Source organism: Alloalcanivorax xenomutans, assembly GCF_900217905.1.
Lineage (GTDB): Bacteria > Pseudomonadota > Gammaproteobacteria > Pseudomonadales > Alcanivoracaceae > Alloalcanivorax > Alloalcanivorax xenomutans.
On sequence record NZ_OBMO01000011.1, the window covers coordinates 57,743 to 81,886 of the forward strand.

The following is a 24,144-nucleotide window of genomic DNA, read 5'->3' on the forward strand; positions in this document are numbered from 1 at the left end:
CGCGCGCGGCCGGACCGAGGAACAGCATGGACATCGTTTATATCAATGATTTGAAAGTCGATACGGTGATCGGCATTTTCGACTGGGAGCGGCGTATCCGTCAGACCGTCAGCCTGGATCTGGAGATGGCCGCGGATATCAGCAAGGGCGCCGCCACCGACCACATCGACGATGCCCTGGACTACAAAAGTATCAGCAAGCGCCTGATCGCCTTTATCGAGGAGAGTGAATTCCAGCTGGTGGAAACCCTGGCGGAACGGGTGGCGGCGCTGGTATTGGAGGAGTTCAACGTGCCCTGGCTGCGATTGCGGCTGAGCAAACCCGGTGCCCTGCGCGGTGCCCGTGACGTTGGCGTGATCATTGAGCGCGGGGAGCGTTCCTGATGGCGGAGGTGTTTCTCAGTCTCGGCTCCAACATCGACCGGCAACACAATATTCATTCCGGTCTCGATGCGCTGGCGGAGCGGTTCGGCGAGCTGAGGCTGAGCCCGGTGTATGAAAGCGAGGCAGTGGGCTTCAAGGGCAGCCCGTTCTTCAATTTGGTGGTGGCTCTGCATACGGAGCTGTCAGTGGGGGAACTGGCCGGGGCGCTGCATGATATCGAGCGCGGTCACGGCCGGGTTCGCGGCGAGAAGAAGTTCGCCAGCCGCACCCTGGATATCGACATCCTCACTTACGACGATGCGGTTGGCGAGGTGGATGGCGTCAAGCTGCCGCGCGGGGAAATTCTGAAGCACGCTTTCGTACTGCGTCCGCTGGCGGATCTGGCGCCGGAGACGCGGCACCCGGGGAATGGGCGCCGCTACCGGGAGTTGCTGGCGGAAACCGACTTCAAGGGACAGCGGCTCTGGCAAGTGCCGTTCCGCTGGCCCGATGGCGATATCACTGAATGAAGGAGTTCTCCGCTTCGATCATATAAGCTTCGAACTGCTCGCAAGTGTAATTGGTGGCGACACCATTGATGGTCACGACGATACCGTCCCGGTGCTCCACCAAAACCTCGGCGTGCGTGTTGTTGGCGCCGCGCAGTCGGATCTCGCCGGATTCGGGGCAGAATTCCTGGTCCAGGTTTCTTGTTAGCGGCTCTGCGGTGGTGATGCTGACTTTCTCGCTTCTACCGTTCACCAGGAGCGTCCCTTCTACCGTATAGGTGACATTTTCAGACGAGTAGTCCCAGGTGGTTTTAAGATCCTCCACGTGCCAGTTAGCGTTGTATTTGCCTTCGCCACTCTGGCTGGGGCCCTGAGCATCTATCTGAAGATCCGTATCAGCGAAATGATCGACGGCGTCCATAACGTAGTCGAATTCTCCACTGATCAGGATGTTGGCCTCTACAGGATTCCCCGCTACCAAGTTGAAACCGCTGGTGTCGACTTCCAAAGTGGAATCACCTTCAAAGTCGTAGCGGACGGTGCCCGCCAGGGTCACAGGGTCGGTGTTTTCGCCACTAAGGGTGCAATTATTGGCGGTGGCGCTGGTGGGAATGTCGTTGGTACCGTAAACCACGGTGATAGAGCCTTGGGTGCACTCCCCCTCTAAATCGGGGAGCATAATGGCATGCATCTGCACCGGCACCATTCCCAGGCTGCCCTCCAGGGCGAGATAGAGCAGCGGGCCTGTATTCTCGTTATTCAGGCTGACGAAGGGCTCTTGACCACCTCCCGAGCCGGAGGAACCACCGCCGCCACAGGCGGCAAGGGCAGAGGCGAGTAAGACAGGCGTCAGCGCCCGCGCACGGGTGGAGCCGATAGTGAAAAGTGACATGCGAGTATCCCTCTAAACCGAAATAAGGCGTTGTCGGCCCGGTTGGGGGATGGAACGGTAAGACAAGGCTGGCCTACGCTGGACTCCATCCCTGAGTCGACAGGATCAACCGCGTTGTTGATGTTGTGACGGTCGGCCCCACGGCCATCGCCCGTCGCTGCGGTCTTGGTTATCAACCATAGCGGTAAAGGACGTCAGTGCCAATCCCCTGAACGGCCTGCCTCAGGCTCCGGGAAAGGACTGGGAGCGACCGCCGTCCACGGCGATGATCTGTCCGGTAATGTAGGGGGCGTGATCGGCGAGCCAGGCCACCGTGTTGGCGATGTCATCCGGGTCGCCGGCGCGGCCCAGCGGCAAGGCGTCGAGGATCACCTGTTGGGATTCCTGGCCTTGTTCTGGCCACAATATTGGCCCGGGCGCCACGCCGTTGACGCGTACTTCAGGGCCGAGTTCCCGGGCCAGGCTGCGGGTCATCATTGCCAGTCCGGCCTTGGCCATGCAGTACAGCGGATGCTCTCGCAGTGGCTTCTCGGCATAAACATCCACCAGATTAACGATGGCGCCGTGATGCTGTTTCAGGGTCGCGGCCAGTGCCTGGCTGAGCAGAAACGGCGCCCGCAGGTTGCTGTGCATCAGTTGGTCCCAGTCCTCATCGCTGGCCTGATGTAAAGGCGTGCGATAGAACCGGGAGGCGTTGTTCACCAGCAACCGCAGGCCGGGCTTCAGAGCCAGTGCCTCGGCGGCCAGTTGCCGCACCTGGCCGGGCACCACCAGGTCCGCGTACAGGCAGGCCGCGCTGTCGTGGCGCTGCCGGTTGAGGTCTTCCACCAAGGTTCGCGCTTGTTCTTCGCTGTGGTGATAGTGAACGATCACATCGTAGCCCGATTGGTGCAGGCGACGGGCAATGCGAGCGCCGATGCGGCGCGCGGCGCCGGTGACCAGGGCTACGGGAGCGGCCATTTTTCCACGAACTCCTGTCGGTAAAGGCGGATGGCGCGAATGCGTTTGCTTTCCAGGGCGCGGCCGAGCGCCGGGCCGGACAGACCGGCCTGACGCAGCCCCGCCACGTCCACGGTACGGACCACTTCAGCGACGCCGAGCAGGAATTCGCCCTGCGGGAAGGGCGCTTTGGGATCGGCCTGGCAGGTGCGGTAATCCGCCTCGCAGGCGTCGACGAAGAAGCGCAACCGGCGGGGACGGCGGATCACATCCAGGGCGTGCAGGACTTCCCACACTCGCGGCGGGCGCAACTTGAGGACGCGACGTCCACGGTTCTGCCAGCGCGCCATGACGGCGGCGGCGTCGGCCATTTCCCTGGGAACCCGCAACCGCTTGGACATCTCCAGTGCCAGCGTTTCGCTCTGCCTTTCGTAATTTTGATGGCGCGGCCAGCGGTCCGGCGGAGTACTGGCCTTGCCGAGGTCATGGCAGAGCAGGGCGTAGCGGCCGGTCAGGGACAGGTTCTGCCGGGCCGCCTGGGCCAGACAGCGCCATTGGTGGGTAAGCACATCGACGGTGGGGTGATGGTCCGGAGACTGAGGGATGCCGTCCAGGTTGGCCAGTTCCGGAAACAACTCCGCCAGTGCGCCGCATTCATGCAGGATGCGGAAGAACGTTTGCGGTGAGCGTTCCATCAGTGCCCGGCTGGTTTCCTTCCAGACCCGTTCCGGACTGAGATGCTGCAGCTCGCCCGCCAGCACGATGTCGGTCATCAGATCCATGGTCTCGCGGGCCACGCGAAAGCCGAGCCAGTGATAGCGGGCGGCGAAACGGGCCACCCGCAGAACCCGCAGCGGGTCCTCGGCGAAGGCGGGGGACACATGGCGCAGCAGCCGCTCCTTGAGATCGTTTTGACCGTTATAGGGGTCGATCAAGCGGCCATCAGCGGCCCTGGCCATGGCGTTGATGGTCAGATCCCGGCGTTTCAGGTCGTCTTCCAGCGTCACATCCTCGGCGGTGTGGAAGAGAAAACCGCCGTGGCCGTGGCCATGCTTGCGTTCTGTACGGGCGAGAGCGTACTCCTCGCCGGTCCGCGGATGCAGGAACACCGGGAAGTCATTACCCACGGGTTTGTAGCCTTGTGCCAAAAGAGTATCGGGGGTGCCGTCCACCACCACCCAATCTTTCTCCTTGACCGGCAGTCCGAGCAATTCGTCGCGGACCGCACCGCCGACAAGATAGATATCCATCATGTTCGCTATCGCTTCCAGGTAAACATTAGAATGTCATGTCTGGTCTGGCCGGAAAACCGCCGGGGCAAGGAATGCGGTCGAAATCGACGCGAACGGTTATTTTCTGGTCTGCGGGTGTCCCTGCTCTGATCCTGGGTTGCGAATCTGGCCGGCGATGACGGGAAATGACAATCTACATGGCGTTTATCACCATTGAACCGGGCCTGGGGCCATGGTTTAGTGCTTCGTCGTTATTTGATTCGGATCATTGCCTGATTCGGGCATGTGGACACCAGCGTGCCATCCGTCATCACGGCGTCACCGGCCGATGCTTTGTCCGACCGCCCCTGGCTTAACGGGAGAGATAGTTTCATGAAAACACGTATTACCGAGATGCTGGGCATCGAGTACCCCATCGTTCAAGGGGGTATGCAGAATGTTGGTTATGCGGAGCTGGCTTCCGCCGTTTCCAACGCGGGTGCTCTCGGCATTATCACCGGCCTGACTCAGCCGACCCCGGAAGACCTGGACAAGGAAATCCGCCGTTGCAAGGAGATGACCGACAAGCCGTTCGGCGTCAACCTGACCCTGCTGCCGACCATCAAGCCGGTTCCCTATGAGGAATACGTGCGAGTGATCATTGAGGCCGGCATCAAAGTGGTGGAAACCGCTGGCCGCAGCCCGGAGCCCTTCATGGCTCAGTTCAATGAGAACGGCGTCAGCGTGATCCACAAGTGCACTTCCGTGCGGCATGCCCTGAAAGCGCAGAAACTCGGTTGTTCCGCGGTATCCGTGGACGGTTTCGAATGCGCCGGCCACCCCGGTGAGGACGATGTGCCCAACCTGGTGCTGTTGCCGGCGGCGGCCAAGGTGCTGGATATCCCGATGATTGCCTCCGGTGGTATCGGTACCGGCACGCAGATGGCGGCTTGCCTGGCGCTGGGCGCGGAAGGCATCAACATGGGCACCCGCTTCATGGCCACCAAGGAAGCGCCGATTCACGAGAACATCAAGAAGGCCATCGTCGAAGCCAGTGAACTGGATACCGCGCTGGTGTACCGTCCGCTGCGCAACACCGCCCGGGTTTACAAGAACAAGGTGGCGGAGAAGGTCAATGAGATCGAACGTGAAGCCGGCAAGGATATGAAGTTCGAACTGATCCGCGACATGGTCGCCGGTACTCGCGGCAAGGTGTCGCTGACCGAAGGTGACGTGGATTACGGTATCTGGACCAGCGGCATTGTGCAGGGGTTGATCCACAGCATCCCCTCCTGCGATGAGCTGGTGCAGGAGATCATGAGCGAATGCACCGAGACCATTCGCAATCGCCTGAACAATCTGCTGGCAGGCTGATTGATCGAAGCGCGGCCCTCTTCACCGGGTTCATATGGGAAAGAGGGCCGCGATGCCGCGTTTATTGCCCACCCTGAATTGACTGACGCTCAACGACCGTGCCGTTGTCCAAGCTGTCGAGGTGCACGTCGAATCCCCACAATCGATGCAGGTGCTTGAGCACTTCCCGGCTGCTGCTTTCGTCCAGGGGGCGGTGGTGCTGGCGGACGTGCTGTAGTACCAGCGACCGGTCTCCGCGCACATTGGCCTCGTAAACCTGGATATTCGGTTCCTGGATGCTCAGGTTGTATTGCTCGGCCAGTTTGTTGCGCACCTTTTGATAGCCGCGCTCATCGTGGATGGCGTTGATTTCGATGTATTCCTTCTCGGTATCATCCAACAGGCTGAACAGTTTGAATTCCCGGATCAGGCGCGGGGACAGGAACTGTTGGATAAAGCTCTCATCCTTGAAGCTCTCCATGGCGAACTTGAGTGTGGCCAGCCAGTCGCTGCCGGCGATGTCGGGGAACCAGTAACGGTCCTCTTCCTCCGGATTCTCACAGATGCGCCGCAGGTCCCGGAACATGGCGAAGCCCAGCGCGTACGGGTTTATGCCGGAGTAGTACTGAGAGTCGAAAGGCGGTTGATAGACCACCTGGCTGTGGTTGTGCAGAAATTCCAGCATGAAGCCGTCGGTGACCTGTTTCTGATCATAGAGATCATTGAGCAGGGTGTAGTGCCAGAACGTGGCCCACCCCTCGTTCATGACCTTGGTTTGACGCTGTGGATAAAAGTACTGGGCCATCTTCCGCACGATACGGATGACCTCCCGCTGCCAGGGTTCCAGCAGCGGCGCGTTCTTTTCAATGAAGTAGAGAATGTTTTCCTGGGGCTCCGGAGGAAAACGCTCGTTCTTTTCCCGCCTTTGCGTCGCGGGCTGCAGATCTGGAAAAGTCCGCCATAGTTCAGAGACCTGTTGCTGCAAAGCGGCCTCCCGTTCGCGCTGCCGCCGCCGCTCCTCCTGGGCGGAAATCGGCGTCGGGCGCTTGTAGCGATCGACACCGTAGTTCATCAGGGCGTGACAGGAATCAAGGATATCCTCCACCGCGTTGACGCCATGGCGCTGCTCGCATTCGGCGATGTATTTGCGGGCGAACACCAGATAATCGATGATCGCCGAAGCGTCGGTCCAGGACTTGAACAGGTAGTTGCCCTTGAAAAAGGAGTTGTGGCCATAACAGGCATGGGCGATCACCAGCGCCTGCATGGTGATGGTGTTCTCCTCCATCAAGTAAGCGATACAAGGGTTGGAGTTGATCACGATCTCGTAAGCCAGCCCCATTTGCCCGCGCCGATAGCGGTTTTCCACCTCCACGAATTGTTTGCCGAAGGACCAGTGGTGGTAACCCACCGGCATGCCCACGGAAGAATAGGCGTCCATCATCTGTTCCGAGGAAATGACCTCGATCTGGTTGGGGTAGGTGTCAAGGGCATACTTGCCGTGGGCCAGCTCGGAGATTGCCTCGTCATAGCGGGCAAGCAGGTTGAAGTCCCAGTCGGAGCCGGTGGACAACAGCATCAGGCGGCCTCCATGCGTTTATGGAACAGCTGGCGGAAAACCGGGTAAATATCCGCCGGGTCGTCGATCTGCGCCATGGAGAAGACATCCGGGTGCCGGTCCATGATGCCCTCGTACTGGTCCCAGAGTGCCTGGTGAGCGCGGGGCATGACTTCCACGTAGGAAAAATGCTGCATGCGGGGCAGCAATTCCTTCTCCAGCAACTCGGCGCAGCCGGGGGAGTCGTCGTTCCAGTTATCGCCGTCCGAGGCCTGGGCACCGTAGATGTTCCATTCCTCCACCGGGTAACGTTCCTTGATGATATCCCGGGTCAGCTTCAAGGCGCTGGAGACGATGGTGCCGCCGGTTTCCCGGGAGTAGAAGAATTCCTCTTCATCCACCTCCTTGGCGCTGGTGTGGTGGCGTATGAAGACGACCTCGGTGTGCTGGTAGTTGCGCTGCAGGAATAAATAAAGCAACAGGAAGAAACGCTTCGCCAGGTCCTTCATATCCTGATTCATGGAACCGGAAACATCCATGATGCAGAACATCACCGCCCGGCTCACCGGCACCGGGACCTTGATATGGTGGTTGTAGCGCAGATCCACGGTATCGATAAACGGGATCCGGTCGATACGCCGGCGCAGGCGCTCAATGTGCTCGTCCAGTTCCGCCAGGCGGGCCTGGCGCTGAGGGGATTGATCCTGCTGCAGCAAGGCCTCCCGTTCCTCCTCCAATTCGCGCAGTTTGCGCCGGCTGGCCGCCGTCAGCGCGCGTCGGCGCATGGACGCCTGGCGCATGGAACGGACGATATTGATCTTGGCGGGTATGCCATGGCTGACGATACCGCCATGGCGGATCTGGAAGGTGCGGGTGCCCTCCAGGTGGCGTTTGACCAGATTGGGTAACGCCAGGTCCTCGAACAGAAAGTTCAGAAACTCCTGCGGATCGATTTCAAAGGCGAAATCATCCTCGCCTTCGCCACTGTCGCTGGCCTGACCGGAGCCACTGCCCTGGCCGCCACCGCCGCTGGGTCGTTTGATGCGGTCGCCCTGCTGAAACTCCCGGTTGCCCGGGTGGACGATATTGCGTTGGCCTCCGGGGCCGTGGTGGAAGATGGGCTCGGAAATATCCTTGCGGGGAATGACAATGCGCTCGCCTTGTTCCATTTCCTTGATGGAGCGCTTGCCCACGGCGTCATTGACCGCTTCACGAATATGTCGCCGGTAGCGCTGCAGGAACCGTTGCCGGTTGACTGCGCTCTTATGCTTGCCGTTGAGACGCCGGTCGATGATATAGCTCATTGGGCTCTCCAGTCTCGGCCGATAGGGCGGTGGGACTGTGCTTCGCGGGCAGAGGGCCGGATTCCAATCCGGCCAGCCCCGCGCCACTATTCACTGTTCACTATTCATTGCCCTTTATTGCGCCTTGCGGACCCGCAGGTACCATTCGGACAGCAGCCGAACCTGTTTCTCGGTGTAGCCGCGATCCATCATGCGTTTGACGAAGTTGTCGTGCTTGCGGCGATCCTCTTCGCTGCCTTTCGGGTTGAAGGAAATGACCGGCAACAGCTCCTCGGTGTTGGAGAACATTTTCTTCTCGATGACATCACGAAGCTTCTGATAGCTGAGCCAGCTTGGATTGCGGCCGCTGTTGTTGGCCCGCGCCCGCAGCACGAAGTTGACCACCTCGTTGCGAAAGTCCTTCGGGTTGGAAATGCCCGCCGGCTTTTCGATCTTTTCCAGTTCCTCGTTGAGTGATTGGCGATCGAATATTTCGCCGGTATCCGGATCCCGGAATTCCTGATCCTGAATCCAGAAGTCGGCGTAAGTAACATAGCGGTCGAAAATGTTTTGCCCGTACTCGGAGTAGGATTCCAGATACGCGGTCTGGATTTCCTTGCCGATGAATTCCACGTAACGCGGAACCAGGTACTCCTTGATGAAGCGGTGGAATTGCTCCTGGCGTTCCTGGGGGAACTGCTCCTGTTCGATGCGCTGTTCGAGAACGTGGATCAAGTGCACCGGGTTGGCCGCTATCTCGGAGTGATCGAAGTTGAACACCTTGGAGAGGATCTTGAAGGCGAAACGGGTGGACAGGCCGTCCATGCCTTCGTCGACGCCGGCCATATCCCGGTATTCCTGAATCGACTTGGCTCTCGGGTCCACGTCCTTCAGGTTCTCGCCGTCGTAAACGCGCACTTTGGAGTAAATGCTGGAATTCTCCGGTTCGCTGATCCGCGTTAACACCGAGAACTGAGCCAGCATGTGCAGCGTGTCCGGGGCGCACTGGGCATCACGCAGACTGGAGTTGCGCAACAGCTTCTCGTAAATCATCTGTTCTTCGGTGACGCGCAGGCAGTAAGGCACCTTGACGATGTAGACGCGGTCGATGAACGCCTCATTGTTCTTGTTATTCTTGAAGGTGTGCCATTCGGCTTCGTTGGAGTGGGCCAGCACGATGCCATCGAAGGGAATCGCGCCCATGTGCTCGGTGCCGTTGTAGTTGCCTTCCTGGGTGGCGGTGAGTAGCGGGTGCAGCACCTTGATCGGCGCCTTGAACATCTCGACGAATTCCATCAGGCCCTGATTGGCCCGGCACAGGCCGCCGGAGAAGGCGTAGGAATCCGGGTCATCCTGGGAGAAATCCTCCAGCTTGCGGATGTCCACCTTGCCCACCAGAGCGGAGATGTCCTGATTGTTTTCGTCGCCGGGTTCGGTTTTCGATATGGCGATCTGATCCAGTATGGAGGGGTAGCATTTCACCACCCGGAACTGGCTGATATCACCACCGTATTCATGCAAACGCTTGACCGCCCAGGGCGACATGATGGTGCGCACGTAACGGCGCGGAATGCCGTACTCCTCTTCCAGAATGGGACCGTCCTCGTCGGCGTCGAACACGGACAGAGGGGACTCATTCACCGGCGATCCCTTGATGGCGTAGAACGGCACCTTCTGCATCAACGCCTTGAGTTTCTCCGCCAGGGAGGATTTGCCGCCGCCAACCGGGCCGAGCAGGTAGAGAATCTGTTTCTTTTCTTCCAGCCCCTGGGCGGCGTGGCGGAAGTAGCTGACGATATTCTCGATGACCTCTTCGAGGCCGTAGAATTCGTCGAAGGCGGGATAGCGACGGATGATTTTGTTGGAAAAGATCCGGGAAAGCCGTGGATCCTTGGAGGTGTCCACCAGTTCAGGCTCACCGATCGCCATGAGCATGCGCTCGGGAGCGCTGGCGTAGGCGCTGGGGTCGCTCTTGCAGAGCGCCAGATACTCCTCCAGGGACAACTCCTCCTGCTGAGTGGCGTCAAACCGGGCCTGATAATGGCTGATAATGCTCATTCCTCACTCCCTCCTGGCGGCGCTTGAATGTCAAGCCGTCACTTTCTACATGAAAATAAACCCTTAACGAAATGGATGCGGCGCGAAGATCAGGGAATCCCGTCCACGGGATGTCGGTGACCGGCCTTGTCTTTAGCATGGCGCCAAAACAAAGTCTGAGTCAAAGCCAAGTCGTAAAAAATCGTCAGGAACGATTTTTGACGTCGCCGCAGCGACGGCCCGGAGGGTGGCCGCCATGGACGGTGGCCACAAAAAAAATTTTGTTTTTTTTGCAGCGATGGAATGAACCGGCGGAGCTGAATTCGGTCACCGCCGGAACGTCATGAAAAGAGGGGAGGAGGGAGGATCAACGGCACTGGCAAGCGATACGGAGGCCGTCTTCCAGGCGCAGTGCGGTAAGCTGGCCGCCCCATACGCAGCCGGTATCCAGGGGTTCCACGTCATTGGCGCTGGCCCGGCCTTCCAGGGCCGCCCAGTGACCAAACAGGATGCGACGGCCCAGGTCGCGCCGGCGAGGATGTTCAAACCAGGGCATATAGCCCTCGGGCGGCTGATCCGCTTCGCCTTTGCTGCCCAGATCCAGTTCACCGGCATCGTTGACGAAGCGCATGCGGGTGAAATGGTTGGTGATCACTCGCCACCGCTCCGGACCTTGCAAGTCATCACGCCATCCCGCTGGTTCGTTGCCGTACATATGGGCGAAAAAGGTGCTCGCCTGCTCGCCATCGGCGAGTACCGCGGTGATTTCCCCGGCCCGTTCACGGGCTTGTTCCAGGCTCCATAGCGGGGGCATGCCGGCGTGGGCCATCACCGCGTTGAATTCGGGCAGGTCGATCAGCAGCGGTTGGCGCTGCAGCCAGTCCAGCAGGGTGTCCCGGTCCTTCGCCTCAAGGATCGCCGCCAGGGTATCCTTGCTCCTGGCGTGTGTCTGCCCGTGGGCCACCGCCAGCAGGTGCAGATCATGATTGCCCAGTACGGTGAGGACATTGTCCCGCAAGTCATGGATTCGCCGCAGGGTGCCGAGCGAGTCCGGGCCGCGATTGACCAGGTCCCCGGCCAGGACCAGTTGATCGCGGTCCGCCTTGAAGCGAATCCGCTCCAGCAGGGCCTCGAAGGGGCCCAGACAGCCCTGGATGTCGCCGATGGCGTAGGTGCTCATGGGAAAATTCCGTCAGGCTCGCTATGGGTGGTTATTCGGAGTCGGTCAGGGTGCCGCTTCCGCCGCCGGGGTTCAATGCAAGGCTCGATCGGCGGCCAGGGTGAAAGCCGGGATCGGCGCATTGAAGCAGGTGCCGTCCTCGGACAGCATCTGATAGTTGCCGCGCATGCTGCCGACGGCGGTTTCCAGGATGGCGCCGCTGGAGTACTGGAACTCCTGGCCCGGCGCCAGCTCCGGCTGCTGGCCGAGAACGCCTTCGCCGTGGACTTCCTGTACGCGCTGATCGCCGTCGGTGATGATCCAGTGCCGGGTCAGCAGGCGCGCGCCCTGGCTGCCGCGGTTGATGATGCGGATGTGGTAGGCGAACGCCCAGCGCTTCTGGTCGGCGTCGCTTTGCTCCGGCAGGTACTCGCTTTCCGCGAACACCTCGATGCGGTAGGCATCGTTGTTACTGTCGCTCATGATTCCCTCTCGCGGGGTCGGAAACCCGGTGGGCGGCGTCCTCCGCCGTCAGCCGGTGGCGTTGGCCAGCGCGACGTAATCCGCCACCGAAAGATGATCGGGACGCAGGCCGGGGTCGATGCCCAGGGCATCGAAAATGTCCGGTTCCACCAGGGTCTTCAGCGCATTGCGCACCGCCTTGCGGCGCTGGGTGAAGGCCTGGTTGACCAGTTTGCCAAGATAGACCGGATCCCGGGCCGGCCAGGGCGCGGTGGCGTGCGGGGTCAGTCTGACCACGGCGGAATCCACCTTGGGCGGCGGCTGGAACGCGCCCGGGGGCACGAAGAACAGATAATCCGCCTGGCAGTGGTATTGCACCATCACCGACAGCCGGCCGTAATCGCCCGTGCCCGGCGCCGCGGTGAGCCGGTCCACCACCTCCTTTTGCAACATGAATGTCATGTCGCCGATCACTTCCGCCTGTTCCAGCAGGTGGAAGATCAAGGGGGTTGAAATATTGTACGGCAAATTGCCCACCACCCGCAGCTTGAGGTCGCCGGCCAGGGGGCGGAAGTCGAAACGCAGGGCGTCCGCCTGATGGATGGTCAGACGTTCCTCGGGCACCGCCTCGCGCAGTAAGTGGATCAGGTCACGGTCCAGTTCCACCACGTCCAGATGCGCCACCTGCTCCAGTAGTGGATAGGTGAGCGCGCCGCGTCCGGGGCCGATTTCCACCAGCTTCTGGCCGGCCATGGGGGCCACCGTGCGGACCAGACGATCGATGATGCCCGGGTCATGCAGAAAGTGCTGCCCGAAGCGTTTGCGGGCGCGGTGTTCGGTCATGAGGAACGTTTCTCCACCAGTTCCAGAGCCAGGTCGATGGCGGCGTGCAGGCTGCCGGCGCGGATACGTCCGCTGCCGGCCAGATCGAAGGCGGTGCCGTGGTCCACTGAAGTGCGGATGAACGGCAACCCCAGGGTGATATTCACGGCTTCGCCGAAGCCGGCGTATTTGAGCACCGGCAGACCCTGGTCATGGTACATGGCCAGCACCGCGTCATGCCGCGCCAGCAGCTCCGGTTGGAAGGCGGTGTCGGCGGGCACCGGCCCGGTGAGCCGCAAACCTTGCCGGCGCAGCCTCTCCAGCGCCGGCTCGATAATCTCGAGCTCCTCCCGCCCCAGATGGCCGCCTTCGCCGGCGTGCGGGTTCAGCCCGAGGACCAGAATACGAGGCGAGTCGATAGCGAATTTGTCATGCAAGTCCTGGCACAGGATATGCAATGTGGTTTCCAGCGTGGGCCCGGTGATCGCCGCCGCCACCTGGGACAGCGGCAAATGAGTGGTGGCGAGGGCCACGCGCAGGGTCTTGGCGGCCAGCATCATCACCACCTGATCCACGCCGGCTTGCTCGGCGAAGAATTCGGTGTGCCCGGTAAACGCCGGATCCGCGCCTTCACGGATGATATTCTTGGCCACCGGTGCCGTGACCAGGGCGGCGAAATGGCCGTCCAGACAGCCCCGGGCAGCTCGCTCGAGCATCGTCAGGGTGCCGCCGGCGGTGGCCGGATCCGGCTGTCCGGCGGTCACCGGCGCACCGGCGGGGCAGTGCCAAAGGGCGGGGCCGGTGGGCGGGGCGTCGCCGGGTTGCCATTGCGGCCAGGTCGCCCGGACACCCAACTGCCGGGCACGATCTTGCAGCACCTGCCGATCCGCCAGTACGACGAGGGCGGTGTCGGCATAGCGGCCGGGCAGATCCAGCATCAGATCCGGGCCGATGCCCGCCGGGTCGCCACTGGTGATGACAATCGGCGCGGTCATTGATCCAGGCGGATATCGACGTAGGCTTCCGCCCGCTTTTCCTGCAGCCAGGTTTGCAGTTCTTCGTCGAATCGTTGTTTTTGCAGGGCCTGGCGGGCACGCATCTGGCGGAATTCGTCGCTCATGTCCGCTTCACGTTGCTCTTCCACCAGCAGGAAGTGGTAACCGAACTGGGTCTGGAACACCGGAGACACCTGGCCCACCGGAGTGGATTCCATCATTTGCTCGAACTCCGGCACCATCTGGCCGGGTGTGACCCAGCCCAGCTCGCCGCCCTGGTTGCGGCTGCCGGGATCATCGGAGTGCTCGCGGGCCACATCGGCCAGGCTGATGCTGCCGCTGATCACCTGCTGGTGCAGGCGCTGGGCCTCGGCCCGGGCCTGATCCTCGGTGGTCAGGGCATCCGCCTGAATCAGCACGTGCCGTACCCGATACTGAGTGACCACGTGCTCGCCGCCACCGCCGCGACGCTCAATCATTTTCAGAATGTGATAACCGGCTCCGGAGCGCAGCGGCTCGGAGATGTCACCGGGCTGCATGTCGATGGCGGTCTCGGCGAACAGGGTCGGCCACTGGGCCGCCGGCCGCCAGCCCAGATCGCCGCCTTCCAGCGCTTGTGGGCCGTCGGATTGTTCCACCGCGGTTTCGGCGAAGTCGGCGCCGCCGCGCAGGCGCTGAACGATGCCGTTGGCTTTGTTCCGGGCTTGCTCGAGCTGCTCCGGCGAGGCGCCGCTGGGGACTTGCACCAGAATATGGCCAAGATGGAAGTCGGCGGCGAACATGCGCCGGCCCAGGTCGGAGCTGAGGAAGCGGTCCACTTCCCGATCAGTGACACGCACCCGGGAGGAAACGGAACGCTGCTGCAGGCGGGAAATCACCATGTCGTTGCGCACCTGCTCACGGAACTCGGCCCAGGAGTAGCCGTCGGCGCGGACCGCGTTGGCGAACTGCTCCAGATCCATGTTGTTCTGCCGGGCGATGCCGGTCAGCGCCTGATTGAGGCTGCCGTCATCCACGCGGATACCGCCGCGCTCCGCCAGTTGCAGTTGAATGCGCTCGATGATCATGCGATCGAGTACTTGCTCGCGCAGCACCTGGGCCGGAGGCAGAGGGCGGTTGTCCGCCTCGAACTGACCAACGATGCCGGCAACCCGGGACTGCAACTCACTTTCCATGATGGCGCCGTCGTTGACCACCGCGACAATGCGGTCAAGGATCCGCACCTGTGCCTGGGCATTGACTGCCAGGCCCAGACACAGACAGACGGTCAGTAACGTCGACAAAGCCCTATTCATATTCTCTCCTGTATCCGGAAATGCTGCGCTCCAGCAGTGAGTCCACTCGCCCGCCGAAGCCGCCCAGTCCGGTCATTTCGATCTGCAACATCACGGTGGAGTCCGGCTCAAGGGTGCCGTCCCCATCATCGTCGTAGAGTTCCCGCTGGCTCACCAGTCGTACCCGCCAGCAGCAGTTTCGGTATTCCGCGCCCGCCAGGGTTTCCTGGGTGCGGTGGTTTTCCACGTCGTACATCCAGCGGCCGATCAGCCGCCAGTTACGGTGGATCGGCCAGATCGCCGCGACTTCCGATTGCCGCAGATTATCCTCCGGGCGGTCGTGGAAGCCCAGGTTGAAAATCCGCCGCTCGCGGTCGTTGTAGCCGAGCCGCAGGGTGGAGCGCTGGCGCTGGCCGCCGGAGGTATCCCATTGGCCTTCGGAATAGAGGTACCAATCGCGGCCAAAGTTCCATCGCATATCGGCCACCGCCGGTGTCTGATCGGCGGTGTCTTCTCCGGTGCCGTCCAGTTGCACCCTGCGGTCGTCCAGGTAGTAGCCCTGGCCGACGCGCAGACGCAGCTGTTCGCGGCCATCGTCGTCGCGCAGGAAACGGCTGGTCAAGCCCACCGCGATCTTCTCTTCATCGCCGATGCGGTCGTAGCCGATATAGCGGTTTTCCCGGAACAGGGTGTTGTAGGAGAAGGTCAGCTCACCGGCATCGAAATCCGGCAGATCATCCTGGTTTTCGTAGGCCACCTTGTTGACGAACACCCGGGGCTCCAGGGTCTGGGTATAGCCGCGGCCGAACAGGTTGGTGGAACGCTCGAAGAACATGCCGGCGTCGAGGCTGGCGCCCCAGGTATTGAGGGAGGGCTCGCTGCCGCTGGGGCCGCCATCATCCAGCTGATAACGGGTATGGTACAGGCGTGCCCTGGGCTCCACATAACCCCAGTTGTTTTCCAGCCGCGCCGACAGCGCTGGCTGCGCGTGCATGCGCACACCGGTGGGGTTGTTGCTGGTGTCCTTGTCGCTGCGGTCGAAGGCGGTAACGTCGCTGAGCCATAACAAGCGCAGCGGGCCGAGCAGATGCGGGCGGCCGGTCAGCTGCAACTGAGGCAGCCGGCGATAGGGGTGCAAGTCATCCGACAAGGTCGGATCGATGGTCTGCCAGGCTTGCAGCCGGCCCAGCGCCTGCCAAGTCTGGCCGTAATAGCGCAGCTCCCCGACCCGTGGCAGGTGGGTCTGCGAGCTCACCTGCAGACCGGTATCCAGGTCCTTGAAGTAGAAGTCGTCGGACACGTAATTCATGTCCACGTGCAGGCCCCAGCGGCCGATGGAGCCGTCGTGGCGCCAGGCCGCCAGCTCGCGGTCCTGATCGTCGAACTCGCGATCCTGGAACAGCACGCCGTAGCTGACCTGGCCCTGGCCATAGCGGGTCAGATAGCGGAACTCGGTTTCCAGACCGGCGCCACGGCCGTCCACATAGCGCGGGGCGACGGTGGCGTCCATTTGCGGGTGCAGGTTCAGATAGATCGGCTGGGAGAAATCCAGGCCACCGTTGTCGCTGGTGCTGATGGTCGGAAACAGCAGCCCGGATTTGCGCCGGTCATCGATGGGGAAGGTGATCCAGGGCAAATAGAACAGTGGCACGTCCCTGACCCGCAACACCACGTTGCGCGCCTCACCCCAGCCCTTGTCACGGTCCAGCAGGATCTGTTCGCCGGAGAGGCGCCAGCCATTGGAGCCGGGGGGGCAGGTGGTGTAGGTGCCATTGAACACCGAGGTCAGATTGCTGAGCTGATCGATATACTCGGCGGAGCCATGGGCGCCCGGCCCGAACAGCGAATAACGGGCATTGCCCAGGCTGACCTGGCGGCTACTGGTCTGGCCGCTCATGGAGTCGGCGAGAAAGGTGAATTGATTGGACTCCAGGCGCAGCGGGGTGTCCACTTCAAACTTGCCGCTGCTGCGGTCGAACAGGGCGGAATTGGTGACCACCCGGGAACCGGGTTGCTCAATCAGGACGTCGCCGCTCATTTCGATCAGGCCGTCCTCGGACGCGCTGGTCTGATCGGCGGTAATGATGGTATCGCTGGCTTCCGCCCGCGGGCCGACCCGGGGGTTGTAATAGATGCCGCCGCACCACACCGGAATGGGGCGTTGCAGCACCTCGGGAAGCTCCTTCATTGCCTCACGGTCAACCCAGTTCAGATCGTCCTTGGCTGCCGCGGTGCTGGCGAAACCCAGTACCAGGCAGGAAAACATCAGTCGTGAGTGCAGTGGCATCGGCTGCTCAGAACAGGTAAAAAGGCCGTTTTAAACCGCAGGACGCCCCCTTGGCCGGGATTTGTCCCGGTGTTTCCCGATGCCGGCGCTCGGGTCGGGGGCACCTCGGGGCAGGAAACAGGGCGACACGGTAGTCTTCGTCAATCGCCGCAGTGTAAACGAATGGGATGGGCAATGCAGCCAGAGAAGGATGATCGGGATCCGCGCAAGTCCGCGTTGGATCAATGGGTCGGTGAACAGACCGGCGAGGCGGTGAGAGGGGTGCCGGCGTCCGTGGACGCCAGTTTCCGCCGCTATTTTCGGTATTCACTGGGGCAGGCCTCGCTGGTGGCCATGGACGCGCCGCCGCCGCGGGAAGACTGCCGGCCCTTTGTCGATGTGGCCCGGCGGCTGGCCGATGCCGGTGTCAATGTGCCCCGGATTCGTGCCAGTGATCTGCCCCGTGGCTATTTGTTGCTGGATGACCTCGGCACCGACACCTGGTTACGGGCCCTGAATGACGGCAATGCCGATGCCTGGTTCGGCCAGGCCATCGATACCGTGGTGCGCATGCAGGTCCATGCCGATGCCGACGGCCTGCCGGTCTATGACCAGGCGCTGTTGCGCCGGGAACTGACGCTGTTCCCGGAGTGGTATCTACGGCATGAGCGGTCCTTGACGCCCACCGGCGAACAGCAGGCGCGTCTGCACCGGGTGTTTGATCTGCTGGTGGCGTCGGCTCTGGAACAGCCCCGGGTGTTCGTGCATCGGGACTATATGCCACGCAATCTGATGGTGACCGAGCCCAATCCGGGGGTCATCGACTTCCAGGATGCGGTGCTCGGCCCGATCAGTTACGACCCGATTTGTCTGTTCAAGGATGCGTTCATCAGCTGGCCCGAGCCGCGGGTGCTGGACTGGCTGCGGCTATACCATCAGCGTGGCCTGGCCGCCGGGCTGCCGCTGCCGGAGTTCGATGTTTTCCTGCGCTGGTGTGACCTGATGGGCGCCCAGCGTCATTTGAAGGTGATCGGGATCTTTGCCCGGATTATGCACCGGGACGGCAAGCCGGGTTATGTGAAGGATGTACCCCGCTTTTTCACTTACCTGCGTACCGTGATCGGCCGCCGCCCGGAACTGGCGGACCTGGGACGGCTGCTGGACGAGTGGGAGTGTCCCTGATGCGGGCGATGATCCTGGCGGCGGGCTATGGCAATCGCATGCGGCCACTCACCGACCATACCCCCAAGCCGTTGCTGGAGGCGGGCGGCAAGCCGTTGATCGAATATCTGATCGAAGGGCTGGCCCGCGCCGGGTTCCGCGAACTGGTGATCAATACCGGCTGGCTGGGCGGGCAACTACCGGCGCGGCTGGGGGACGGCGAGCGTTTCGGTGTGCATATCAGTTGGTCCCATGAAGGCACCCCGCTGGAAACCGCCGGCGGTATTCTGCGCGCCTTGCCGATGCTCGGCGATGAGCCGTTCGCCCTGGTCAATGGCGACATCTGGACCGATTACGATTTCAGCCGCCTGCACCTGGATCTGGCGGCCGACCACGCGCATTTGGTTCTGGTGGATAACCCGCCACACCACGCGGACGGGGATTTCCATTTAACAGAGCAGGGCCGGGTACGGGATAATGGCGCCTCGCGGCTGACCTACGCGGGCATCGCTTGCCTGCATCCGGCGTTGTTTCACGGTCTGGCATCCGGCGAGCAGAAGCTGGCGCCGCTGCTGCGCTCGGCCATGACGGCGGAGCGGGTCGGCGGCGAGCATCACCGGGGGCAGTGGTGGGACATCGGAACCCCGCGGCGGCTGGAACAACTGGATCACTTTTTACGCGCCTGAGCCCGCGGGGCCGGGCGGTGCTGGAGAATTTGATGGGTAAGCAAACCCCCTGGATCGCGCCTTCCATCCTGGCGGCGGATTTCGCCCGCCTGGGAGAGGAATGCGAGGCGGTACTGGCCGCCGGCGCCGACGTGATTCATTTCGACGTCATGGACAACCACTATGTGCCGAACCTGACGATCGGTCCGATGGTGTGCCAGGCGCTGCGCAAACATGGCATCGAAGCGCCCATCGACGTGCACCTGATGGTGTCGCCGGTGGACGATCTGATCGGCATGTTCGCCGACGCCGGTGCCTCCATGATCACCTTTCACCCGGACGCCTCCCGTCATGTGGACCGCTCCCTGCAACTGATCCGGGATGCCGGCTGCCAGGCCGGGCTGGTGTTGAATCCGGCGACCACGCCGGAGTGCCTGGAATACGTCATGGACAAGCTCGACATGATCCTGCTGATGAGCGTGAACCCGGGCTTCGGCGGGCAGAAGTTCATTCCCGGCACCCTCAAGAAGATCGAGCAGGTGCGCGCCCTGATCGATCGGCAAGAGCGGCCGATCCGTCTGGAAGTGGATGGCGGCGTGTCGGAGAAGAATATCCGCGATGTGGCCGCCGCCGGCGCCGATACCTTTGTCGCCGGGTCCGCCATTTTCGGCAAGAGCGACTATGGCGCGGTGATCGAACAGATGCGCGCCGAACTGGCCCGGGCCTGAATGAGCGGCATCCGCACCCGTGCCGCCGGGCATGGCGAAATGCTGGTGTGGTCGTTGCTGATCGGGACTTCCTTTCCCACCGCGGAATATCTGGTTCGGGACGCGCACCCGCTGCCTCTGACCGGGGTGCGGTTTCTGATCGCCGCGCTGCTATTGGTTCCGGCGGCCGCCCGGGTGGCGCTCAATCCGCGCCGTTTGATCATCTGGGCGATCCTTGGCGCGCTGCTGGCGGTGTTTTTCTGGGCGCAGTTCCAGGCTTTGCGAACTGTTGGCAGCGTCGAGTTGTCTCTGTTGTATCTGCTGTCGCCGCCGGGGACCGCGATCCTGGCCTGGTATGCCAACCGGGAGTATCTGCACCCGGTGCCGCTGGCGGGGTTCGCCGTGGTGTTGTATCTGGTGATCCAGTATTTGATCCTGCCGGTGCCCACCGACCTGATGGCGCTGCTGGCGCGGCCGGGAAGCCAGATCTATTTGCTCGGCTGCGCGGCGGTGATCGGCTACGCGGTGTTGTCCCGTGGGGCTATTTTGCGGAACTGGTTGCCCGCCGCGGCGGCTACCACCACTTTCTGGAGCTTGCTGTTCGCCGGCGTGCTGCTCTGCCTGGTGGGCGTCACGCGGTTACCGGAGGTGGCGCAATGGCATTGGGATCATTGGTGGCGGCTGGTTTACCTGGCGGTTTTCACCAGTATCCTTTCCTATTGGTTGATGCAGCGGGCGTTGCAGAAGCTGCACCCGGCCATCGTCGTTGCCTACGGCGCGGTGGTGCCGTTATGGGTGGCGCTGCTACCCTTTTGACGAGGAAGAAGCGGACTATCGAATGCGCCTGGTAAGCGGAGTGACGCTGTTGTGTATGCTGCTGGCCGGTTGTGCCAGCCGGCCGGTGGTGGTGGAAGATCGAAACGAGCCGGAGCCGGGTAGCCACGCCGACCCGGAACAGACCGTATCGATGGAGGATTACTCCGTGGATATGGCCAATCCAGGGATGGTGCACGCTTTGCTCAGCGCGCAGCTGCAGGAATGGGAAGGCACGCCTTACCGGCTGGGCGGGATGTCCCGCAAGGGTGTTGATTGCTCCGGATTCGTGTTTCTCACCTTTCACGATCGTTTGGGGGTGCGTCTGCCGCGTACCACGGACCAGCAGGCAAGGGTAGGGGAGAAAGTGGCCAAGGATCAGTTACAGACCGGCGATCTGGTGTTCTTCCGTACCGGCCGGGGGGTTCGTCATGTGGGGATCTATATGAACCACGGCCGTTTCATGCACGCTTCCACCAGCCGCGGAGTGATGGTTTCGTCGCTGGATAATGTCTACTGGCGTTCCCATTACTGGACCGCCCGCCGTATCGAAACGCGCTTCTGACTCAGGCGTCCTTCGCCAGACGTTCGGCCCCGGCATCCTCGAAACGTACATCGCGGACGGTAAGGGGCTGGCCGTCATCGCTTTCCACGCGGAGCTGGCGGATCGGGTGTCCGCTGATCCGGTCCACCAGCCGCAGATCGTCCCGATTGCCGTTCCAGCGTTCGCTCCATTGCCGCAGCGCGGTAATCACCGTGAACAGGTCGCGGCCCTTGTCGGTGAGCCGGTACTCGTAGCGGGTGCCGTGCTCGCCGGCATCCACCTTGCTCATCACGCCGCTGTCCACCAGTCGATTGAGGCGATTGCAGAGGATGTTCTTGGCGATGCCCAGCCGCTGCTGAAAGTCGACGAAGCGACGGGTGCCGAGCATGGCTTCCTTGACCACCAGCAGTGACCACCAGTCGCCCACTTGATCCAGGGCACAGGCCACGGAGCAGTCCAGGTCGTCAAAGCGTTTTCGGGTCACGGGCGCAGCCCTCCAAGGGATTCAGCATATATAAGAGCCACTTCAGTCTATCCAAAACGGTTGCATGATGAAACCGTCCTGGTTTACGGTTGCGATCTGCAACCAAATTGGACGGCGGCCGGGGCCGCCACGACTCGGGAGAACAGGCTATGAGTACCTCGCTGGACGCGTTGTTGCGTCCGTTTGAACACAAGTCCCTGAAGCTGCGTAACCGCGTGGCCATGGCGCCGATGACGCGCAATTTTTCTCCGGACTACATTCCCAATGAGGATGTGGCCGCTTACTACCGCCGCCGCGCCGAAGGCGAGGTGGGGCTGATCATTACCGAGGGCACCACCGTGGGCCATGTGGCGGCCAACGGTTACGAGCGGGTGCCGGCTTTTCATGGTGAGCTGGCATTGGCCGGCTGGAAACGGGTGGTGGAGCAGGTTCACCAGGCCGGCGGCGCCATTATTCCCCAGCTCTGGCACGTGGGGGCGGTGCGCCGGCCCGGTGTCGGCCCGGACAAGGACGTGCCCGGTTATTCCCCTTCCGGTCTGTTCAAGCCGGGTAAGGAGAGCGGCCATGCCATGACCCTGGAAGACATCGACGACGTTATCCGGGCTTTCGCCGAATCCGCCCGCCACGCCCGGGATCTGGGGTTCGATGGTGTGGAAATCCACGGGGCCCACGGCTATCTGCTTGATCAGTTCTTCTGGGAAGGCACCAATCAGCGGGATGACCAATACGGCGGCAACATGGACAACCGCGGGCGTTTCGTGGCGGACATCGTGCGCGCGGTGCGTGAGGCGGTGGGCGAGGACTTCGCCATCGTGCTGCGGTATTCCCAGTGGAAGCAGCAGGATTATGAGGCCCGGTTGGCCACCACGCCGCAGGAGCTGGAGCGCTTTCTGGCCCCGCTGGTGGACGCTGGCGTCGATCTGTTCCACGCCTCCACCCGCCGCTTCTGGGTGCCGGAATTCGAAGGTTCCGACCTCAATCTGGCTGGCTGGACCCGCAAGCTGACCGGCAAGCCGACCCTTTCCGTGGGCAGTGTGGGCCTGGATGACGATTTCATCGGCCATAACAATCAGGGTATGGGTGGCACCGCCAATCCGGTGAGTATCGACGAACTGGAACGGCGTATGGCCAACGACGAATTCGATCTGATCGCGGTCGGACGGGCTTTGTTGCAGGACCCGAACTGGCTGATCAAGATGCGGGAAGGTCGTGAGGAGGAGATCGAGATCTTCACCAAGAAAGCGCTGGGTTCGCTCAGCTGATTCGCCCCCGCTGATGCACCCTCTCCCCTGAAGGGAGAGGGTGCGACAACCTTAACTCGCTTCCAGTGACTTGTTGATACGCAGCGCCAGCAGCGTGCAAATCACCCCGGACAGCAGATAAACGCTGACGTAAGCCAAGCCGAATTTGGCCGACAGCCCCAGTGCCACCAGCGGCGCGAAGGCGGCGCCGAACAGCCAGGCGAAGTCGGAGGTCAATGCCGCTCCGGTATAGCGGAAGCGGCGCTGGAAGTTGGCGGTGACGGTGCCGGAAGCCTGGCCGTAGGACAGGCCCAGCAGAACGAAGCCGACCAGAATGAAGATATCCTGCTGTACCGCGTTACCATCCATCAGCAGCGGGGTGAACAGACTGAAGATCCCGATCAGCACCGCCAGCGAGCCGACGGTGTTGCGTTTGCCGATCCGTTCCGCGATCCAGCCGGAGGCGATGGTGCCGAAAATCGCCAGGATTGCCCCGATGGCCTGCACGATCAGCACATCCGGCACATTCTGGGAGCCGTTCAGTACGATCCAGGACAGCGGGAAGATGGTCACCAGGTGGAACAGCGCGTAGCTGGCCAGGGCGGCAAAGGCGCCAATGAAGATGTTGTAGCCCTGTTCTTGCAACATTTTGCGCGTGCTCAGAGGTTCCAGCTCGCTCTCTTCCAGCGCCGCGGTGTACTCATGGGTCAACACCAGCCGCAGGCGGGCGAACAGGGCCACCACGTTGATGGCGAACGCCACGAAGAACGGATAGCGCCAGCCCCAGCCAAGGAAATCCTCGGTGGACAGGCTCATATACAGAAACAGGAACAGGACGCTGGCCACCAGGAAACCGATAGGGGCGCCCAGTTGGCCGATCATGGCGAAGCGGGAGCGGCGGTTTTTCGGCGCGTTCAGCGCCAGCAAGGAGGGCAGGCCGTCCCAGGAGCCGCCCAGGGCCAGCCCCTGCAGAATACGCAGCAGCGACAACACCAGGATGGCGTAGCCACCCAGTACCGCGTGGCCGGGCAGGAAGGCGATGCCCGCGGTGGCGGTGCCGAGCAGGAACAAGGCGGCGGTCAGTTTGACGCTACGGCCCCAGTGGCGCTGGATGGTCATGAACAGCGCGGTACCGAAGGGGCGGGCGATGAAGGCGAAGGAAAAAATGGTGAAGGCGTACAGCAAACCCTCCAGGCGGCCGGCGAAGGGAAAAAACACCGACGGGAACACCAGAACCGAGGCTATTCCATAAACGAAGAAGTCGAAGTACTCTGAGGTGCGCCCGATCACCACGCCCACGGCGATCTCGTTCGGTGCCACGGCCTGATGGGCCTCGGGAGCGGAAGAGTAGGAGGGCACGGCGGCGGCGTCGTTAGTTGTTATCATTGCTGTACCTCACGGAATCAA

General features: G+C 62.0%; 23 protein-coding genes. 9 read left to right on the plus strand and 14 right to left on the minus strand.

The genetic code is table 11. The features are described 5' to 3' along the window. The first annotated feature begins 26 nt into the window (after nucleotides 1-26). A complete protein-coding gene (gene folB / locus CRO06_RS10255; RefSeq protein ID WP_022994150.1) occupies nucleotides 27-383 on the plus strand; it encodes a dihydroneopterin aldolase in 357 nt (118 codons plus the stop codon). Further along, the gene (gene folK, locus CRO06_RS10260; RefSeq protein ID WP_097058382.1) at nucleotides 383-892 is read left to right on the plus strand and encodes a 2-amino-4-hydroxy-6-hydroxymethyldihydropteridine diphosphokinase; all 510 of its coding nucleotides are present in this window, start codon (nucleotides 383-385) and stop codon (nucleotides 890-892) included. Before folB ends, folK begins: the two co-directional genes overlap by 1 nt. Here folK and CRO06_RS10265 read toward each other — a convergent pair. From CRO06_RS10265 to CRO06_RS10275, 3 genes are all read right to left on the minus strand, one after another. Then, on the minus strand, nucleotides 882-1,763 hold the full coding sequence (locus tag CRO06_RS10265) for a hypothetical protein (RefSeq protein ID WP_097058383.1): 882 nt from the start codon (nucleotides 1,761-1,763) through the stop codon (nucleotides 882-884). The genes folK and CRO06_RS10265 overlap by 11 nt on opposite strands. Nucleotides 1,764-1,985: 222 nt before the next feature. Continuing rightward, nucleotides 1,986-2,723, minus strand: coding sequence for a pteridine reductase (locus CRO06_RS10270; RefSeq protein WP_097058384.1), 738 nt, complete (start codon nucleotides 2,721-2,723; stop codon nucleotides 1,986-1,988). Beyond that, nucleotides 2,708-3,952, minus strand: coding sequence for a multifunctional CCA addition/repair protein (locus CRO06_RS10275; RefSeq protein WP_097058423.1), 1,245 nt, complete (start codon nucleotides 3,950-3,952; stop codon nucleotides 2,708-2,710). The genes CRO06_RS10270 and CRO06_RS10275 overlap by 16 nt, the downstream gene beginning before the upstream one ends. 354 nt (nucleotides 3,953-4,306) lie before the next feature. On the opposite strand from CRO06_RS10275, the gene CRO06_RS10280 reads away from it, so the two are divergent. Beyond that, nucleotides 4,307-5,287, plus strand: a complete 981-nt coding sequence (locus CRO06_RS10280) for an NAD(P)H-dependent flavin oxidoreductase (RefSeq protein WP_014993337.1) — start codon at nucleotides 4,307-4,309, stop codon at nucleotides 5,285-5,287. A 61-nt stretch (nucleotides 5,288-5,348) separates the two neighbouring features. On the opposite strand, the gene CRO06_RS10285 is transcribed toward CRO06_RS10280, so the two are convergent. The 9 genes from CRO06_RS10285 to CRO06_RS10325 all read right to left on the minus strand — a co-directional run bounded on the left by CRO06_RS10285 (nucleotide 5,349) and on the right by CRO06_RS10325 (nucleotide 17,143). After that, nucleotides 5,349-6,845 (minus strand): SpoVR family protein, encoded by a 1,497-nt coding sequence (locus CRO06_RS10285; RefSeq protein WP_022994145.1) that lies wholly within the window; start codon nucleotides 6,843-6,845, stop codon nucleotides 5,349-5,351. Next, nucleotides 6,845-8,128, minus strand: a complete 1,284-nt coding sequence (locus CRO06_RS10290; RefSeq protein WP_022994144.1) for a YeaH/YhbH family protein — start codon at nucleotides 8,126-8,128, stop codon at nucleotides 6,845-6,847. Before CRO06_RS10290 ends, CRO06_RS10285 begins: the two co-directional genes overlap by 1 nt. Before the next feature lie 114 nt (nucleotides 8,129-8,242). Beyond that, a complete protein-coding gene (locus CRO06_RS10295) occupies nucleotides 8,243-10,165 on the minus strand; it encodes a PrkA family serine protein kinase (RefSeq protein ID WP_014993340.1) in 1,923 nt (640 codons plus the stop codon). A gap of 346 nt (nucleotides 10,166-10,511) precedes the next feature. Further along, nucleotides 10,512-11,324, minus strand: a complete 813-nt coding sequence (locus tag CRO06_RS10300) for a symmetrical bis(5'-nucleosyl)-tetraphosphatase (RefSeq protein ID WP_022994143.1) — start codon at nucleotides 11,322-11,324, stop codon at nucleotides 10,512-10,514. Nucleotides 11,325-11,396: 72 nt separating this feature from the next. Next, complete coding sequence (gene apaG, locus CRO06_RS10305; RefSeq protein WP_097058385.1) at nucleotides 11,397-11,786, minus strand: Co2+/Mg2+ efflux protein ApaG; 390 nt, start codon at nucleotides 11,784-11,786, stop codon at nucleotides 11,397-11,399. Nucleotides 11,787-11,834: 48 nt separating this feature from the next. Next, a complete protein-coding gene (gene rsmA / locus CRO06_RS10310) occupies nucleotides 11,835-12,608 on the minus strand; it encodes a 16S rRNA (adenine(1518)-N(6)/adenine(1519)-N(6))-dimethyltransferase RsmA (protein WP_022994141.1) in 774 nt (257 codons plus the stop codon). Continuing rightward, nucleotides 12,605-13,582: a 4-hydroxythreonine-4-phosphate dehydrogenase PdxA gene (gene pdxA, locus CRO06_RS10315; RefSeq protein WP_022994140.1), complete on the minus strand. Its 978-nt coding sequence runs from the start codon at nucleotides 13,580-13,582 to the stop codon at nucleotides 12,605-12,607. Before pdxA ends, rsmA begins: the two co-directional genes overlap by 4 nt. After that, the gene (locus CRO06_RS10320; RefSeq protein WP_097058386.1) at nucleotides 13,579-14,877 is read right to left on the minus strand and encodes a peptidylprolyl isomerase; all 1,299 of its coding nucleotides are present in this window, start codon (nucleotides 14,875-14,877) and stop codon (nucleotides 13,579-13,581) included. The genes pdxA and CRO06_RS10320 overlap by 4 nt, the downstream gene beginning before the upstream one ends. Then, complete coding sequence (locus tag CRO06_RS10325) at nucleotides 14,870-17,143, minus strand: LPS-assembly protein LptD (RefSeq protein ID WP_231504735.1); 2,274 nt, start codon at nucleotides 17,141-17,143, stop codon at nucleotides 14,870-14,872. Before CRO06_RS10325 ends, CRO06_RS10320 begins: the two co-directional genes overlap by 8 nt. Nucleotides 17,144-17,317: 174 nt before the next feature. Here CRO06_RS10325 and CRO06_RS10330 point away from each other — a divergent pair, with 174 nt between their 5' ends. From CRO06_RS10330 to CRO06_RS10350, 5 genes are read left to right on the plus strand one after another with little or no spacing between them, the layout of a single operon-like run. Continuing rightward, nucleotides 17,318-18,304, plus strand: coding sequence for an aminoglycoside phosphotransferase family protein (locus CRO06_RS10330; protein WP_097058387.1), 987 nt, complete (start codon nucleotides 17,318-17,320; stop codon nucleotides 18,302-18,304). Further along, nucleotides 18,304-18,969: an N-acetylmuramate alpha-1-phosphate uridylyltransferase MurU gene (murU, locus tag CRO06_RS10335; RefSeq protein WP_022994136.1), complete on the plus strand. Its 666-nt coding sequence runs from the start codon at nucleotides 18,304-18,306 to the stop codon at nucleotides 18,967-18,969. The genes CRO06_RS10330 and murU overlap by 1 nt, the downstream gene beginning before the upstream one ends. Nucleotides 18,970-19,001: 32 nt before the next feature. Continuing rightward, nucleotides 19,002-19,676, plus strand: coding sequence for a ribulose-phosphate 3-epimerase (gene rpe, locus CRO06_RS10340; protein ID WP_026949644.1), 675 nt, complete (start codon nucleotides 19,002-19,004; stop codon nucleotides 19,674-19,676). After that, on the plus strand, nucleotides 19,677-20,471 hold the full coding sequence (locus CRO06_RS10345) for a DMT family transporter (protein WP_097058388.1): 795 nt from the start codon (nucleotides 19,677-19,679) through the stop codon (nucleotides 20,469-20,471). It abuts the gene before it with no gap. A 22-nt stretch (nucleotides 20,472-20,493) separates the two neighbouring features. Further along, nucleotides 20,494-21,033: a C40 family peptidase gene (locus CRO06_RS10350; protein ID WP_022994133.1), complete on the plus strand. Its 540-nt coding sequence runs from the start codon at nucleotides 20,494-20,496 to the stop codon at nucleotides 21,031-21,033. Nucleotide 21,034: 1 nt separating this feature from the next. Here the strand turns inward: CRO06_RS10350 and CRO06_RS10355 are convergent, their stop codons facing one another. After that, nucleotides 21,035-21,496: a winged helix-turn-helix transcriptional regulator gene (locus tag CRO06_RS10355; protein ID WP_022994132.1), complete on the minus strand. Its 462-nt coding sequence runs from the start codon at nucleotides 21,494-21,496 to the stop codon at nucleotides 21,035-21,037. Nucleotides 21,497-21,645: 149 nt separating this feature from the next. Between CRO06_RS10355 and CRO06_RS10360 the strand changes: the two genes are divergently transcribed. Continuing rightward, on the plus strand, nucleotides 21,646-22,758 hold the full coding sequence (locus CRO06_RS10360; RefSeq protein WP_097058389.1) for an NADH:flavin oxidoreductase: 1,113 nt from the start codon (nucleotides 21,646-21,648) through the stop codon (nucleotides 22,756-22,758). Between the two features lie 51 nt (nucleotides 22,759-22,809). On the opposite strand, the gene CRO06_RS10365 is transcribed toward CRO06_RS10360, so the two are convergent. Next, the gene (locus CRO06_RS10365; protein WP_055099691.1) at nucleotides 22,810-24,123 is read right to left on the minus strand and encodes an MFS transporter; all 1,314 of its coding nucleotides are present in this window, start codon (nucleotides 24,121-24,123) and stop codon (nucleotides 22,810-22,812) included. Between the last annotated feature and the right edge of the window lie 21 nt (nucleotides 24,124-24,144).

Bases quoted from the DNA above. Each gene is read 5' to 3' on its own strand.
- folB (WP_022994150.1), top strand. From the start codon at position 27: ATGGACATCGTTTATATCAATGATTTGAAAGTCGATACGGTGATCGGC.
- folK (WP_097058382.1), top strand. From the start codon at position 383: ATGGCGGAGGTGTTTCTCAGTCTCGGCTCCAACATCGACCGGCAACAC.
- CRO06_RS10265 (WP_097058383.1), bottom strand. From the start codon at position 1,763: ATGTCACTTTTCACTATCGGCTCCACCCGTGCGCGGGCGCTGACGCCT.
- CRO06_RS10270 (WP_097058384.1), bottom strand. From the start codon at position 2,723: ATGGCCGCTCCCGTAGCCCTGGTCACCGGCGCCGCGCGCCGCATCGGC.
- CRO06_RS10275 (WP_097058423.1), bottom strand. From the start codon at position 3,952: ATGGATATCTATCTTGTCGGCGGTGCGGTCCGCGACGAATTGCTCGGA.
- CRO06_RS10280 (WP_014993337.1), top strand. From the start codon at position 4,307: ATGAAAACACGTATTACCGAGATGCTGGGCATCGAGTACCCCATCGTT.
- CRO06_RS10285 (WP_022994145.1), bottom strand. From the start codon at position 6,845: ATGCTGTTGTCCACCGGCTCCGACTGGGACTTCAACCTGCTTGCCCGC.
- CRO06_RS10290 (WP_022994144.1), bottom strand. From the start codon at position 8,128: ATGAGCTATATCATCGACCGGCGTCTCAACGGCAAGCATAAGAGCGCA.
- CRO06_RS10295 (WP_014993340.1), bottom strand. From the start codon at position 10,165: ATGAGCATTATCAGCCATTATCAGGCCCGGTTTGACGCCACTCAGCAG.
- CRO06_RS10300 (WP_022994143.1), bottom strand. From the start codon at position 11,324: ATGAGCACCTACGCCATCGGCGACATCCAGGGCTGTCTGGGCCCCTTC.
- apaG (WP_097058385.1), bottom strand. From the start codon at position 11,786: ATGAGCGACAGTAACAACGATGCCTACCGCATCGAGGTGTTCGCGGAA.
- rsmA (WP_022994141.1), bottom strand. From the start codon at position 12,608: ATGACCGAACACCGCGCCCGCAAACGCTTCGGGCAGCACTTTCTGCAT.
- pdxA (WP_022994140.1), bottom strand. From the start codon at position 13,582: ATGACCGCGCCGATTGTCATCACCAGTGGCGACCCGGCGGGCATCGGC.
- CRO06_RS10320 (WP_097058386.1), bottom strand. From the start codon at position 14,877: ATGAATAGGGCTTTGTCGACGTTACTGACCGTCTGTCTGTGTCTGGGC.
- CRO06_RS10325 (WP_231504735.1), bottom strand. From the start codon at position 17,143: ATGCCACTGCACTCACGACTGATGTTTTCCTGCCTGGTACTGGGTTTC.
- CRO06_RS10330 (WP_097058387.1), top strand. From the start codon at position 17,318: ATGCAGCCAGAGAAGGATGATCGGGATCCGCGCAAGTCCGCGTTGGAT.
- murU (WP_022994136.1), top strand. From the start codon at position 18,304: ATGCGGGCGATGATCCTGGCGGCGGGCTATGGCAATCGCATGCGGCCA.
- rpe (WP_026949644.1), top strand. From the start codon at position 19,002: ATGGGTAAGCAAACCCCCTGGATCGCGCCTTCCATCCTGGCGGCGGAT.
- CRO06_RS10345 (WP_097058388.1), top strand. From the start codon at position 19,677: ATGAGCGGCATCCGCACCCGTGCCGCCGGGCATGGCGAAATGCTGGTG.
- CRO06_RS10350 (WP_022994133.1), top strand. From the start codon at position 20,494: ATGCGCCTGGTAAGCGGAGTGACGCTGTTGTGTATGCTGCTGGCCGGT.
- CRO06_RS10360 (WP_097058389.1), top strand. From the start codon at position 21,646: ATGAGTACCTCGCTGGACGCGTTGTTGCGTCCGTTTGAACACAAGTCC.
- CRO06_RS10365 (WP_055099691.1), bottom strand. From the start codon at position 24,123: ATGATAACAACTAACGACGCCGCCGCCGTGCCCTCCTACTCTTCCGCT.